This window comes from Spirosoma gilvum (genome assembly GCF_054776815.1).
Window position 1 is genome coordinate 1 of sequence record NZ_BAAHBH010000005.1, and the last position, 14,192, is coordinate 14,192.

Below are 14,192 nucleotides of genomic sequence, written 5' to 3' on the forward strand. Positions count from 1 at the left end.
AAATGAAAACCTGATACCTACCTAATCGGGGCGTTTCTCGTGTCGACCGAAGCCAACCAACGAGCCAAAGCCTGCCTGTCGGGGCGGCTCCCCTGTCGCAGGTGACCCGCCTTATGAACCCATCTTGGCCGGTTCACCCAACATAGTATTGTACGCGAATTAACGGAACTATAGACAACTAATAAGCAGGTTATCAGCTACTTTTAGTTCCGCTCTTTTTAGTGCCACCAAACAAAATTATGTTTCGTAACAAATAAATAATTTTGCCTTTAAAATAACAAAACAAATTCTATGAAGTGATTAAACGGTTTATTCACACAGTGCCGGTGCAACGTATTTGGGATATAGAAGGCTATCCAACTTATTTTTTTGGCGATGATAATGAGTTGTACCGAATCACAAAACGGGGTGAACTCAAACGGATTCGGCGAAGTGTAAAACGCTATACGCAGGGTTATGTACTCAAAAGCAAGTTTTATAGCTTGAAACAACTCCGTCTGTTGCTCCGTCGACATGACCTTACAGGTCGTCCAGCGGGCTTTTGAGCGTGCTGATTTTATCCGCCGTAACGTGCGTGTACCGCATCGTGGTTAGAATACTCTCATGGCCCAGGAGCTGCTGAATATACCGGATGTCGGTACCCGATTCGAGTAGGTGGGTGGCAAAACTATGTCGTAGTGAGTGAATGCCTCCCCGCTTCTGGATGCGGGCCTGGAATACCGTGTCGCTATACATTTGCTGAATGACCCGTGTCGTCAGCGGCTCCTTCGTTTCAGCATCTTCGAAGACGTACGTTTTGGGCTGATAGCGGTTCAGATATTCATTTACAAGGATGGTGAGCTTTTCCGAAAACATGACGACGCGGTCTTTTTTACCTTTCCCGCCCCGGATCGTAATGACTCGACGGACGGGGTCAAGGTCGGCCCGACGCAGGGTGGCTACTTCGCTCACACGCATACCCGTAGCGTAAACAAGTTGAAATAATGTGCGGTATCTTAGGCTGGTTGTAGCCTGAAAAATGGCTTTTACCTCCTCCACACTATAAACCGTCGGCAGTTTGTGAGCCAGCCGTGGATATGCGATATCGTATTGCTGTTTAGGACGCCCTAGTACCTTTTCCTGATAAAATTTCCATCCGTTTATATGTACGTTCAGCGTGGCCGGGCTAAGTCGTTTCGTTTCCAGCAGAAATAGTAAATAGTCCTGATACTGAACGCTGGTCAGTTCCTCAAGTGGCCTTTTACCAACATAACGAATCAGTGTAATCAGTGCCTGCTTGTAATTCCTTAGCGTTTTATGGCTGTAATTCTGAACCCGTAACGTATGGCTCATAGCTACAATAACCGGGTGACTACTATATTCATGAACGGGCGGAGCGTATCGAAATGGTTTTCGAGTGGGTAATGCCTTATCGGCGGGAGGCCAGACTGGATTAGTAGCTTTCTCGACCTCCACAGGAGTCGCATCGGGCTTATATAAACGCACAAGACGCTCGTCAAACCGACAATACTCTTTGCCAAATAAGTGTCCGATTTTCACAACTGAATGGCGGGTGTTGGGCACTATCCAGCACCGACGGGAATAACTCCAGCGACGCCCTGCCACCTGTCGTATCAGATCATTACCGACCGGATCTTCAGGAAATGAAACCGCTAGTAATGTAGTGTCTTTTTCGTCGATTCGAACCGTAATCATGCCTACTAAGACGCTTCGATCCGCAAAAAGTTTCTTTTCTGACAGGATTCACAAGATTGACAGGACCAACGAAATTCCAATCCTGTTATCTCTTCCTGTTACTCTTGTGCATCCTGTCAGAAAACCTATTACAGCTCGAACGTAATACCCTGCGCCAAGGGCATTGTTATACCGTAGTTGATGGTGTTGGTTTGTCGACGCATATAGGCTTTCCAGGCGTCGGAGCCTGATTCCCGGCCGCCACCCGTTTCTTTTTCACCCCCAAAAGCCCCCCCTATTTCGGCGCCCGATGTGCCGATATTTACATTGGCAATGCCACAGTCGGAACCCGCTACCGACAGGAACCGCTCAGCTTCGCGGAGGTTCAGTGTGAAAATAGCCGACGATAATCCCTGCGGCACGGCGTTTTGCTGGGCAATGGCATCGTCAAGCGTGGTATACTTCAATAGGTACAGAATCGGCACGAAGGTTTCATGCTGCACAATAGCCCATTGGTTCTGAGCTTCGGCAATACAGGGTTTTACGTAACACCCCGATTCGAATTCCAATCCATCTAGTACACCCGGTTCCACCAGAAACCGACCTCCAGCTTCACGGATTTCCTTCACGGCGGTCTGATAATTTTTCACGGCAGCCTGATCAATCAGTGGCCCAACATGAAACGTTTCATCTAACGGGTTGCCTATACGTAGCTGTGCATATGCGTTTTTCAGCCGTTTTTTCACATCCTCATAAATACGCTCCTGAACAATAATCCGGCGGGTCGTCGTGCAGCGCTGACCCGCTGTACCAACAGCGCCGAAAACGATGGCCGGAATGGCTAAGTCCAGGTCGGCATGTTCCGATACAATAATAGCGTTGTTGCCTCCCAACTCGAGCAGGCATTTGCCCAACCGACTCGCTACTGTTTCGGCTACCGCTTTCCCCATACGCGTACTACCTGTGGCCGACACCAGGGCTACTCGTGGATCGCGAGCCAGCCACTCGCCAGCATCGCGTCCGCCCGTAATGAGGCATGATACACCTTCGGGTACATCATTGTTCCGCAACACTTCGCCAATGATCTGTTGGCAGGCCAGAGCCGTCAGGGGTGTTTTCTCAGATGGTTTCCAGATGCATACATCCCCGCATACCCAGGCAATCATGGCATTCCACGACCATACGGCTACCGGAAAATTGAAGGCTGAAATGATGCCTACGATACCCAACGGATGCCACTGCTCCATCATTCGATGGGCGGGTCGTTCGGAGTGCATCGAAAGTCCGTACAACTGCCGCGACTGCCCGACGGCAAAATCGCAGATGTCGATAATTTCCTGTACTTCGCCCAGCCCTTCCTGTAGCGACTTGCCCATCTCGTAACTTACTAGTGTACCGAGTTCGCGTTTGTAACGCCGAAACTGTTCACCCATCTGCCGGACTATTTCACCCCGACGCGGTGCCGGCACCAATCGCCATTGGGCAAAGGCCGCCTGAGCCGTTTCAACTACTTTATCATAATCGCTTCGGGTAGATAGGTGCACACGGGCAATGAGTTGGCCATCGGCGGGCGAATACGAGTCAATCGTCTTTTCGCGTCGGTCTGTTGTTGTCGACTGCCAGAAGTGTTGACCGGTACTGGTTCCTGGCTTTACAGGCTGGGTGGGCAGGGGAAGAATAGACTGCATACGATCAGTTTGTGGTTTGTTGAGACGTAGGCAAATCTACCTGCCTTTAGGCTAACATTGCATAGTATCTTACAAACTTTTCAAGGAAAAAACGGTTAAAATCGAACAATCGGTACGCTTGATTCGCTTGCATCGATTCTTATTCTGGTCATTCTCTGGTGATGCCACTTTATACCACCCAGAGTAGATAGCCTCTGAAGAAATCGTAGAGCCTAAAAACTAACGTTATGAAAATCAATGAAACTTTAAGCCTGATCGCGGTGGGAATCGCGCTGGCTACTACCTCAACCTGGGCACAAACAACGCCTACCGGAACGGTCACGTCGACTACCATGCCGCAGGGCGCTATAGCCCCTGACTCGGCAACCTCTAAAGCAGCCGCCCGCAATCAGAAACGAGCCATGCGTCAGGCTCGCCGGAACATGAATCAGAATAACCGCAACAACGCCAATGGTACGGCCAATACGTCTACTCAGGATGCGCAATATCGACAAAGCTCAACCAGCGACGGTACAGCCATCAACAACAGTAATACCACAAACTACAACAGCAACAACGTCACCAACGCTCCCACTGGTGTAGGCAGTAACCCCAACGCAATGACCAATCCGGGCAATGCCTCCACATCATCTGGCACCAACAACAACCAGAGCAGCATGAATTCTACCGATTCAAATGCAGGAACTGCCGAAGCGGTAAAAGGGGCTCGAACTTCTGAAACTCCTGCCATAAAAGCAGGCAGCACCGTACGAAACTCAAGTATCGGTGATTTTATTGGATCATCGCCCAATTACATAACGTTACAAAACGCCCTCCAATCGTCTGACTTATATGAGACCCTCAGAGGCAGTGGCCCATATACACTGTTTGCACCGACCAACAGTGCGTTTAAGAAACTGCCAGGCAACATTCAGGCTGGCTTGCTGGATGGCAGTCATCGGGATGTGTTGAAACAGTTGCTTTCTTACCACATTGTCAGTGGAACGTTGAATTCAGATGAACTGAGCCAGCAAATTAAATCGGGTAATGGTAAAGCGCAGTTAAAAACACTTTCGGGCGAAACCCTCACAGCTACTATGGATGCCAACGGCAAACTGTCGTTGACCGATGAACAAGGCACTACCGTCCATGTTGACAATACGGGAAATCGGCAGGCCAACGGCATCGTTTATGGTATCGATAGCGTACTAATGCCTAAAAACGGGGCATCAATGTTTAAATAAAAAGGAGAAGGGAAAAAAAAGAGAAGGGAAAAGGGAGAAAGGGAGTGCTTGACCTACTCCCTTCCTCCCTTTTCCCTTCTCTTTTTTCCATTTTCCACCAAACAACAAACCTATTCATCCCGTTAATAAAATGATATTGACGTTTATATGTCCGTTCATTTTTTAAAATTCTTCTATATTTGACCCAATTAATACATTCTGCGTGAAACGCCAGTCCTCTTTAGTGTCAGAAAGCGTCCTGATCGAGAAACTCACTCAACGAGATCAGCAGGCTTTTCAGTGGCTTTACGATCAGTACTCTCCCGCGCTATATGGCGTCGTATTACGTATTGTACGTGACGACGAACAGGCTGCCGATCTTCTTCAGGACATTTTCGTTAAAATCTGGAAAAATCTGGATGCGTATGATGCCAGCAAAGGGCGTTTGTTTACCTGGATGCTGAACATTGCCCGCAACAGTGCCATCGATTCATTGCGTGCCCGCAAAACTCAGCCGTCGGCAGCAATCCGAACCGATGAAGAGAACGTACATATAGTTGACAGGCAGTATAATACCGAACAGCCCAACCCGGAGTTTATTGGTGTTCAGGAGGTTGTTAACCAATTAAGACCCGAACGAAAACAACTGATAGACCTGGTTTACTTTTCAGGTTATACGCACGAGGAGGCTGCGGAAAAACTAAACCTGCCGCTGGGAACCGTAAAGACGCGAATCCGGGCGGCTTTGCAGGAACTGAAACAACTATTTAAATAATGAACGTAACGTAGATCATGAATATAGCAGAATATATAGCGTCGGGCATCCTGGAATCGTACGTAATGGGCGCGGTGAGCGACCAGGAACGACGTGAGGTGGAGTGTCTTTCGTCTATTTATCCTGAAATCCGCCAAGAAATCGACCAATTAGCCGAAGCGCTGGAAAACTATGCGCTGATACATAGCGTGGAACCTCCGGCAGCGATTAAAGATAAATTGCTGAAAGATCTTGAATTTGGTAAGCCACAAGAGCCAGAAATTGAACATGAGCCTGTTATCCGTCCGCTGCCCGTCGATGGCCCTACGTATCGGGTCACCTGGATTGTAGCCGCATCGATGGGGCTTCTGCTGTTACTGTTTTCGTTTTATCTGCTGTCCGAATTACGTACCAATCAGAAAACTCTGGCTACTACCCGTACCACAAACGATGCGCTCCAACTCGAAATGCGGCAACTACGCGACAATCTATCGCGTACCGATCAAACGTTGGCCCTATTGCGTCAACCGGGACTACGAACAGTAGAACTCCGGGGGAATGAGAAAGCCCCTCAGGGTGCGATGGTCGTTTTCTGGAATACAAAGACCCATCAGGTTGCTGTTGATGTTCGTTCGCTACCCAACCTACCCGCCGACAAACAGTATCAGTTATGGTCGATGGTGGATGGTAAACCAGTTGATGCGGGTGTGTTTGAGCCGACAAACGGAACCGATGTACTTCAACGGTTGAATCGAACCGTAGATCGGGCCGAAGCCTTTGCCGTAACGATCGAAAAACGGGGAGGAAGCCCAACGCCTACGCTTTCTACATTGCTGGCACTTTCACCGATAAATGCCTGAACGAGTCCCTTTATTTTATTGTTTTTTAGATAAGCTTTGATAGCAAGCTATGTTGCGGTTCCTAAATCGTGATATAGCTTGCTGTCGGTTTTACAGCTAAGCAATCCGTTCCAAAACATGATTTTCGGCCGTAAATCGAAATCTTAAAACCTGTTCAAAACGTATATCTGCATAGAACGCTTAATCAAAAAACATCCATGAAAACGCTTTTGTTATTCTTAATACCCGTTTGTTTTATTTCGGCTATTACCCTCAAAAACCCGGCTTTCCTGACCGATGATCAACCCAAAAAAGTGGTCAAAACGGATGCCGAATGGAAAAAAATTCTTACGCCCGATCAGTATGCAGTTCTGCGCGAGCACGGCACCGAACGCGCCGGCAGCAGTCCGCTGGTTGAAGAACATCGTCACGGTGTTTTTTACTGTGCCGGTTGCCATACTCCCCTGTTTTCGTCCGATACCAAATTTGAATCGGGTACCGGCTGGCCCAGTTTCTATGCCCCTATCTCGAAAAATGCGGTGAAGGAGTCTGTCGATCGAAGTTATGGCATGGTGCGTACCGAAGTGGTATGTAATGTATGCGGAGGGCACTTAGGACATGTATTCAACGACGGCCCCAAACCAACCGGCCTGCGGTACTGCATGAACGGCGTAGCGTTGGCGTTTGAGAAAAAATAGCAGGAGCCGGAAGGGAAGAAAGGAGAAAAGGAGTTGGTCAAGCACATCCTTTTCTCCTTTCTTCCCTTCCGGCTTTCCTCCTTCAACTTCTAACATTCTAAAAGCGAACCGGGTTGTGTATACAGCCCGGTTTTTGTATATCACTTCGGCCGAAAATACGTTATCTTTGGGGTTCGGTCAGGATAGGGCCGTGAGGGTTTACATCGACCGTTTTTTCTGTCAGCAACCGACCGATCAAAATCAGCCGGTTCGTAGTAGTAATAGAGAGTTTTCCTCAATATAACGCATGAGTCATTTTAGGGAGCGATTCCGCGCCGTTCGGCACGCTTTTGGTGCATTCCGACAACGGATTCGACAACGCCAGCCAAAGCTGGGAGGAGTCAAACGCGGAGTAGGCCGACAAATCGCAAGACTAGCCGGAGAAGAACGGGTTAGTTCGTGGGTAAGCACATACCAGGGGTATCGGAATCGACTTCGGTCATTCGTCCATCAGTACATTGATCCAGAATCCTGGTACTATCCTTTCCTGAAAGGGGGCATCAAAGCGTTTTTATGGTCTTTTCTGGCACTGGGTATCTATGTATTCATTCTGAACTATAACTTCCTGTATCTCACTGGCTCGATGCCCAGTGTAGAGGAATTGAAGAACCCTAAGCTCAACCAGGCGTCGGAAATTTATTCGCAGGATGGAGTCATGATCGGTAAATTTTATGCCGAAAACCGTACGCCGATCAAATACGAAAATATTCCCAAACAACTCATCAATGCGCTGATCGCTACCGAAGACGCGCGTTTCTATGAGCATGGCGGCATTGACCCACGGGCTATTGGCCGGGCCGTTATCAGCCTGGGCCGGGATGGCGGTGGCTCGACCATCACCCAGCAATTAGCCAAAAATCTGTTCAAAACTCGGCGAAAAACCGAAACCGGGCTCCTAACCCGGATTCCGCTTATCCGCAAAGTTATTTATAAATCGAAGGAATGGCTGATGGCGCTTAAACTGGAGCGGAATTTCACGAAAGACGAAATTATTACCTATTACTTCAATACGGTTGATTTTGGTAGTGGCGCCTTTGGTTTAAAAACCGCTGCCCGAACCTTTTTCAACAAAGTACCCGATAGCCTGAATGTACAGGAAGGTGCCGTGCTAGTCGGTTTGCAAAAAGCAACCACGAGTTACAATCCACTCAGAAATCCACAGCGCTCACGCGAACGGCGGAACGTGGTACTTGCTCAGATGGCGAAGTATAAATTCCTGACCAATAAGCAGGCCGACTCAGTCAGTGCGTTACCACTGATCACCGATTTCACCCCCGAAAATCCCTATTCTGGCCCGGCCAGCTACCTTAAAAATGCCGTTCAGGACTTTGTCAAAAAGTGGGGCGATGAAAATGGCTACGACCTGAATACGGATGGCCTGCACATCATAACGACCATCGACTCGCGCATGCAAAAGTATGCGGAAGAAGCTACCGGCGAAAAAATGAAGCAGTTGCAGCGTACGTTCGATAATCATTGGCGGGGCCGAAATCCCTGGACGGATGAAGACGGCAAGGAACTTCCCGGTTTTATCGATTCCGTTGCCCGGCGTACCGAACGATACAAATCGCTCAGCCGTCGATTTTTGCCGCTCTACCCCGACTCGATCATGTACTACATGAAAAATGTAAAGTACAAGATGCGGGTCTTTAGCTGGACCAACAAGCGCGGCTACGACTCAACCAATATGACTCCTTATGACTCTATTGCCTACTACAAGCACTTTCTGCAGGCAGGCATGGTGGCAATGGACCCGCGTACGGGTTATATCCGCGCCTGGGTAGGTGGACTGGATTACGATTACTTCAAATATGACCATGTGAAGCAGGCCAAACGTCAGCCAGGCTCGACGTTCAAGCCATTCGTATACACGACAGCCATTGACGACACGATGATGAATCTCAGCCCCTGCGACCGGATTCAGGATCGTCCTTTCCGCAAGGAATACCGCGAAAATGGTGAAGATAAAGTTTGGGAGCCACGCAACTCAACGGGATATTATACGTATTCGAATATGACCCTGCGAAAAGCCTTAGCCCGTTCGGTCAATTCGATTACAGCCCAGCTGACCGATCAGGTTGGCCCCGAACGGGTGGCCGAATATGCCCATCGAATGGGTATCAAAAGTCGACTACAGGCGGTACCGTCCATTGGCCTTGGCTCATCGGATGTCTCTCTTTATGAGCTGGTTAGCGCTTATTGTACATTTGTCAATGATGGTGAGTCTACTGAACCGGTGATTGTACAGCGAATAGAAGACCGAGATGGTAATGTGATTGAAACCTTTACGAGTCAGCATAAACGGGCCATTAGCTCCGAAACGGCCTTCCTGATGCGGTATATGCTTCAGGGTGGTTTGCAGGAGTCGGGCGGGACGTCGCAAAACCTATGGTCGTTTGATTTATTCAAAAACCACAACGAAATGGGGGCCAAAACCGGTACCACATCAAACAACTCCGACGGTTGGTTTGTTGGTGTATCAAACAACCTGGTTGTAGGAGCCTGGGTCGGTGGCGATGACCGCAGCATCCACTTCCGATCAACGGATCTGGGCGAAGGGGCCAAAACAGCGCTGCCCCTGGTCGGTCGTTTTCTGGAAAAAGTATATGCCGATCCGAAGTTTAAAAACTTGCAGGGGCCATTTCCGAAAGCCGATGGTATAACTAAAAATTATTTGAATTGTGGACCATCCGATGACGAAGAAAGTAGTGATGAATCTGACTCGACCGATACGTCGGGCGCAGGCGGAGATTCACTTTTCTTACCAACGCCAACGGAAACCGAACCGACCACTCCACCTGATACAACCGGTGGCAATCGGTAAACTGACCATTTACTCAAATTTTTTTGCCAGACGATTTTAGTTGGCTAAAAATTTGCCAGTACACTATTCACACTATAGAGGGTATGAAACGGTTCGTACGAATACTTTGCTGGAGTTTATTGACGCTATTCGTTCTGGCCGCCAGTGTAGTTGTAGGTGCCTGGTTTTTTGAATCCCGACTTACTGACCAGGAAATAGCTGAAGAATTCAAAGACCAACGCATCCGCCCGGTTGTTCATTCGTACCAAGTTACGGGGTTAAAACGAAGCGATGGGTCTGAAGAGCCTACCCGCACAATTCGTTTTATCGAGACCCCGGCCCTGCCCGGCGATTCGGCCCTGCCGGTTGTTTTATTTATACACGGAGCCCCTAGCTCGCTCTCGTTTTTCGCTGATTTTTTCAAAGATACCACCTTGTTGAATCGCGCTCAGCTAGTGGCGGTAGACAGACCAGGCTATGGTTTTTCAGATTTTGGTCGGGTCGAAACGTCGATTGTTCGCCAGGCTCAGTACATTCAGCCACTCATTGACCGGTATCGAAACGCCCCTTACCTGATGATTGTCGGCTCATCGTATGGCGGCTCCGTCTCGGCACGGTTAGCGATGAACAATCCTAACCAGGTCGATCATGTGGTCTTTGTATCGTCGGCGTTGGGGCCAGGACTGGAGCGCACGTACCCAATCAGTTATTTAGTCGATAGCCCCCTCCTTCGCTGGGGCGTTCCTCCCCTACTCCGTCTGGCTAATGATGAAAAGCTAGCTCACCGGAAAGCACTGGAAGCGATTCTGCCCGACTGGCCTAAAATTCGGGCCAGTATTACGATGCTACACGGTCAGCTTGACGAGCTGGTGTATCCGACCAATGTGTCGTTTGCTCAGCAGCATCTGATCAACGCGAAGGTGAAGCAGTTTTTACTGCCCGAAAACCGGCACGACATCGTATTCAACAAACGCGAGTACATGACCCAGATCATCCTCGACATCCTGAACAGACGGGTTGTGAAAGAGACGGTCAACGTGAAGTCGATGGCCTTGAAATAAGGAAAAAAGGAGGAAGGCAGGAAAGGGAATAGGTGCTAAACTATCCTTTCGTCCCTTCCTCCTTTTCTGCTTTACTCCTTCTTAAACCGTTATCTCTATCCGGTTATTCTCAGGGTCCAGCACCACGCTTTCGTAATAGCCATCACCCGTTTGACGGGGTTCTCCAGCAATGGTATACCCATCCGACCGAAGCTGTTCGGTTAACGCATCAACAGCTTCTCGACTGCCTACCGACATAGCCAAATGGGTCAGGCCCATGTATTGCATTACTCCATCTGAGGCCAGATCGACTATGCCAGGCATCAGCATCAGTTCGAGCCGGGCGCTTCCCCCCGGAAATGTCAAAAAATAGGACGAGAACCCTTTTCGTGGATTGACGTATTTATTATTGGCCGTGGCGCCAAAATACATTTCATAAAACGTTCGCATCGTTTCCAGATCACGAACCCACATAGCTACATGTTCGATATGCATGGGAAAGGATAGATAATGAATAATGAATAATGAATAATGAATAATGAATAATGAATAATGAATAATGAATAATGAATAATGAATAATGAATAATGAATAATGAATAATGAATAATGAATAATGAATAATGAATAATGATTGTCTGACCCACCATTATCCATTATCCATTTTATAAAACCAACGCGGGCATCCAGAATACACCGTCGCCGAGCCAGCGGTAGCGCTCATGTTTCAGAAAATAGTCGGGATACCGTTGAATACCGTATAAGGTCAGACTCATCAGGGCGAGCATAATAGCCGATCGCTGTGCAAATCGATCTTTGGTCAGGAAGCATAGGGTCAATCCGGTAGCAATGATGCCAAACGTCAGCCATCGAAGAATAATGTCACATCGATCGATTCCCCATTCGGTTGCCAATGAAAACATGGGTTGGTCGGGCGACTCTTCCTGTTCCATCACAGCAAACAGCAGCAGATTCTGAAAGGCGATACCTAAAAACATCAGGCACTCAGCGATGTCAATACGACTAACCGTCGGACGCTGCACCCAGACACTACCCCAGACACCTGCGGTATACAGCATGGCTACGAACGGCTCTTTCAGCAATAAAGCCGGGTGGCGGGTGGGCAACCGAAATACGGCCCCGACATAAGCGACACAAACTGCGCCCAGCACGATCCCAAATTTGACAACACTGACGGGCAGAAAAAAGGCCAGAATAGCCACTAGTACAGCCGCCCCGATCACTGCCCACCATAACAGCGGAGCATGTTGCTGATGAAATCGATGCCGTTCTGATAAGGGCTGCTTCGACGCCCCCAAATTGAATTTCCGTACATCCAGCAACCGATCGGCGGTATAGATAATAAAGACAACCAACGCCAGCACAATGGGCGTGGCCCAATGAATAGGTTCGACATCGGATAACCGGGCGGCCATTCGATTGGACAGCACAGCCCCGATGACCACCGGAAAGCTCATGTAATAAACGTTGCGGATATAGGTAAGCAAGGGCAATTATAACTTTATATCAATTTCTAACGATTACAGCAAAGCTTGGTTGAGGGGCGGAGCCAGCCAGGGTTCCTGATACCGACTAACCTCAACGGATTGCCCTACCTGAATAGTCCCAACGGTTGGCATTCCAGTGGATTTAACGAGCATATTCTGACCAAACAGCAGCTTATGCTTCCATTGGCGATAGGTTGTCAGAGTTCGTAGCGGCTCCTTCCCCTGTTCGCCCGTTTCGGGATCGATGGTCGTAAGCACACAACGAGCGCAGGGCTTTACCCCGTAGAACTCCAGATCGCCAATGCGAAACTCCGCCCAGCTATCCTCTTCATTCGGTAAGCTATCTTTCACCACAATATTTGGTCGAAACCGACGCATGGTAATGGGTGTAGCCAGTCGGGTATTCAGGTAATCGAGCGATGCCTGTCCAATAAGTAAATACGGGTAGCCGTCGGCAAAACTTACGGCATCATCGTCCACCGCATACGCAGCATCGACTGCCCGATGGGTCGTTTCGGGCATAAAAACCAACCGACAGGGTTTACCTAATAGGGCCGTAAACCAATTATCGGCTTCCAGACTAACCGTAACCGCCGGAACATCTTTACTATCCCAGATGGTTACTAGCATCGTCTCGTTTGGCGAAGAAACCGTTAAAGGCAACACGAGCACATCATCTGGCCGATTTCGATGCCATACGTGCAGGTCATTGCCCTTAATAGCCACATCGATCAGCGCCATCTGAGAGTTGGTTCGCTGAGTTAAACACTCACCCTCCGGGGTAACCAGCATAAAGCGCCGGTCATACCGAAATCCTTTTTCTTCAACTACCACCTCGTCCACAGCGATGCCGCTGAGCGATTTTATGGGATAAATGTAGAGCTCTGAAATAGTCATAATTTACGGTTTGAAACCTCAAACTTACATACTCATCCTTGGCATTGGGCTAACGGTTTGCGCCGTAAATTCGCCCTGCTCGTATTTAAATTGTGCGGCAATGGCAATCATGGCCGCATTATCGGTGCAGTACTCAAAGCGGGGAATGTAGACCGTCCACCCCAGCGATTGACCCAGTTGGGTCAGCGCGGTTCGCAAACCACTATTAGCTGACACCCCACCTGCAATGGCAATTTCCTGAATACCGGTTTCGCGGGCCGCCCGTTTCAGTTTGGTAAGCAGCATCTGCACCAACGTATGTTGAATGCTGGCACAAATATCCGCCATATTTTCGGCAATGAATGCAGGATTTGTTTTGGTATGGTCGCGAAGGAAATAGAGAATGGCCGTTTTGATACCGCTGAATGAGAAATCCAGATTGGGCATTTCACCCATCGGAAACCGAAACGCTAATGGATTTCCTTCTTTCGCCCACTTATCTATCAGCGGCCCACCCGGATAAGGCAATCCAAGCAGTTTCGCCGATTTGTCAAAGGCCTCCCCTACGGCATCGTCCATGGTCTGTCCGATCACCGTCATATCGAGCGGACCATCGACCCGAACAATCTGCGTATGACCTCCGCTAACCGTCAGGCACAGGAATGGAAAGGTCGGTTTAGGATTTTCGATAAAATGGGCCAACACATGGGCCTGCATATGGTTTACTTCAATAAGCGGGATGTTCAACCCCAAGGCAAGCGCCTTGGCAAACGAAGCTCCCACCAGTAACGAACCTAATAAACCCGGTCCACGCGTAAAAGCGATCGCAGATAAGGCTTTTTTCGATAGATTTGCGTCGGCCAAAGCCCGTTCTACGACGGGTAAAATGTGCTGCTGATGCGCTCGGGAAGCCAATTCAGGCACCACTCCGCCGTATTGCTCGTGAATTAACTGCGTAGCAATTACGTTCGACCGAATATGACCGCTGACTAAAACTGATGCCGATGTTTCGTCGCAGGAAGACTCAATGGCTAAAATATTCACCGTACAAAACTAATGGATAATGATTTCT

Annotated in this window: 13 protein-coding genes; 7 read left to right on the forward strand and 6 right to left on the reverse strand. The window is 48.9% G+C overall.

The genetic code is table 11. From position 1 onward, the window contains the following. The first annotated feature begins 296 nt into the window (after positions 1 to 296). Positions 297 to 545 carry a hypothetical protein gene (locus ACYVFD_RS14170; RefSeq protein WP_461090822.1) on the forward strand — a complete coding sequence of 83 codons (249 nt, stop codon included), beginning with the start codon at positions 297 to 299 and terminating at the stop codon, positions 543 to 545. Here ACYVFD_RS14170 and ACYVFD_RS14175 read toward each other — a convergent pair. Together ACYVFD_RS14175 and amaB are read right to left on the reverse strand one after the other, a co-directional pair. After that, on the reverse strand, positions 520 to 1,695 hold the full coding sequence (locus ACYVFD_RS14175; protein ID WP_461090824.1) for a tyrosine-type recombinase/integrase: 1,176 nt from the start codon (positions 1,693 to 1,695) through the stop codon (positions 520 to 522). The genes ACYVFD_RS14170 and ACYVFD_RS14175 overlap by 26 nt on opposite strands. Positions 1,696 to 1,823: 128 nt before the next feature. Next, a complete protein-coding gene (gene amaB, locus ACYVFD_RS14180) occupies positions 1,824 to 3,362 on the reverse strand; it encodes an L-piperidine-6-carboxylate dehydrogenase (RefSeq protein ID WP_461090825.1) in 1,539 nt (512 codons plus the stop codon). Positions 3,363 to 3,589: 227 nt separating this feature from the next. Between amaB and ACYVFD_RS14185 the strand changes: the two genes are divergently transcribed. The 6 genes from ACYVFD_RS14185 to ACYVFD_RS14210 all read left to right on the forward strand — a co-directional run bounded on the left by ACYVFD_RS14185 (position 3,590) and on the right by ACYVFD_RS14210 (position 10,758). Beyond that, entirely contained in the window at positions 3,590 to 4,585 is a 996-nt protein-coding gene (locus ACYVFD_RS14185; RefSeq protein WP_461090826.1) for a fasciclin domain-containing protein, read from the forward strand. A 202-nt stretch (positions 4,586 to 4,787) separates the two neighbouring features. After that, the gene (locus tag ACYVFD_RS14190; RefSeq protein WP_461090827.1) at positions 4,788 to 5,339 is read left to right on the forward strand and encodes an RNA polymerase sigma factor; all 552 of its coding nucleotides are present in this window, start codon (positions 4,788 to 4,790) and stop codon (positions 5,337 to 5,339) included. Between the two features lie 17 nt (positions 5,340 to 5,356). After that, positions 5,357 to 6,178, forward strand: a complete 822-nt coding sequence (locus ACYVFD_RS14195; protein ID WP_461090828.1) for an anti-sigma factor — start codon at positions 5,357 to 5,359, stop codon at positions 6,176 to 6,178. Between the two features lie 197 nt (positions 6,179 to 6,375). Continuing rightward, positions 6,376 to 6,855, forward strand: coding sequence for a peptide-methionine (R)-S-oxide reductase MsrB (msrB, locus tag ACYVFD_RS14200; protein WP_461090829.1), 480 nt, complete (start codon positions 6,376 to 6,378; stop codon positions 6,853 to 6,855). Between the two features lie 286 nt (positions 6,856 to 7,141). Beyond that, a complete protein-coding gene (locus tag ACYVFD_RS14205) occupies positions 7,142 to 9,718 on the forward strand; it encodes a penicillin-binding protein 1A (RefSeq protein ID WP_461090831.1) in 2,577 nt (858 codons plus the stop codon). A gap of 83 nt (positions 9,719 to 9,801) precedes the next feature. Further along, the gene (locus ACYVFD_RS14210; RefSeq protein ID WP_461090832.1) at positions 9,802 to 10,758 is read left to right on the forward strand and encodes an alpha/beta fold hydrolase; all 957 of its coding nucleotides are present in this window, start codon (positions 9,802 to 9,804) and stop codon (positions 10,756 to 10,758) included. A gap of 81 nt (positions 10,759 to 10,839) precedes the next feature. On the opposite strand, the gene ACYVFD_RS14215 is transcribed toward ACYVFD_RS14210, so the two are convergent. The 4 genes from ACYVFD_RS14215 to tsaD all read right to left on the reverse strand — a co-directional run bounded on the left by ACYVFD_RS14215 (position 10,840) and on the right by tsaD (position 14,164). Further along, positions 10,840 to 11,232: a VOC family protein gene (locus ACYVFD_RS14215; protein WP_461090833.1), complete on the reverse strand. Its 393-nt coding sequence runs from the start codon at positions 11,230 to 11,232 to the stop codon at positions 10,840 to 10,842. A 169-nt stretch (positions 11,233 to 11,401) separates the two neighbouring features. After that, a complete protein-coding gene (locus ACYVFD_RS14220; RefSeq protein ID WP_461090834.1) occupies positions 11,402 to 12,214 on the reverse strand; it encodes a UbiA prenyltransferase family protein in 813 nt (270 codons plus the stop codon). Positions 12,215 to 12,277: 63 nt separating this feature from the next. Then, a complete protein-coding gene (locus ACYVFD_RS14225) occupies positions 12,278 to 13,141 on the reverse strand; it encodes an MOSC domain-containing protein (RefSeq protein WP_461090835.1) in 864 nt (287 codons plus the stop codon). A gap of 24 nt (positions 13,142 to 13,165) precedes the next feature. Then, positions 13,166 to 14,164 (reverse strand): tRNA (adenosine(37)-N6)-threonylcarbamoyltransferase complex transferase subunit TsaD, encoded by a 999-nt coding sequence (tsaD, locus tag ACYVFD_RS14230; protein WP_461090836.1) that lies wholly within the window; start codon positions 14,162 to 14,164, stop codon positions 13,166 to 13,168. Between the last annotated feature and the right edge of the window lie 28 nt (positions 14,165 to 14,192).

Coding starts and splice junctions, on each gene's coding strand:
- ACYVFD_RS14215 (WP_461090833.1), bottom strand. CDS start 11,232: ATGCATATCGAACATGTAGCTATGTGGGTTCGTGATCTGGAAACGATG.
- ACYVFD_RS14195 (WP_461090828.1), top strand. CDS start 5,357: ATGAATATAGCAGAATATATAGCGTCGGGCATCCTGGAATCGTACGTA.
- ACYVFD_RS14225 (WP_461090835.1), bottom strand. CDS start 13,141: ATGACTATTTCAGAGCTCTACATTTATCCCATAAAATCGCTCAGCGGC.
- amaB (WP_461090825.1), bottom strand. CDS start 3,362: ATGCAGTCTATTCTTCCCCTGCCCACCCAGCCTGTAAAGCCAGGAACC.
- ACYVFD_RS14220 (WP_461090834.1), bottom strand. CDS start 12,214: ATGAGCTTTCCGGTGGTCATCGGGGCTGTGCTGTCCAATCGAATGGCC.
- msrB (WP_461090829.1), top strand. CDS start 6,376: ATGAAAACGCTTTTGTTATTCTTAATACCCGTTTGTTTTATTTCGGCT.
- ACYVFD_RS14175 (WP_461090824.1), bottom strand. CDS start 1,695: ATGATTACGGTTCGAATCGACGAAAAAGACACTACATTACTAGCGGTT.
- ACYVFD_RS14210 (WP_461090832.1), top strand. CDS start 9,802: ATGAAACGGTTCGTACGAATACTTTGCTGGAGTTTATTGACGCTATTC.
- ACYVFD_RS14205 (WP_461090831.1), top strand. CDS start 7,142: ATGAGTCATTTTAGGGAGCGATTCCGCGCCGTTCGGCACGCTTTTGGT.
- ACYVFD_RS14185 (WP_461090826.1), top strand. CDS start 3,590: ATGAAAATCAATGAAACTTTAAGCCTGATCGCGGTGGGAATCGCGCTG.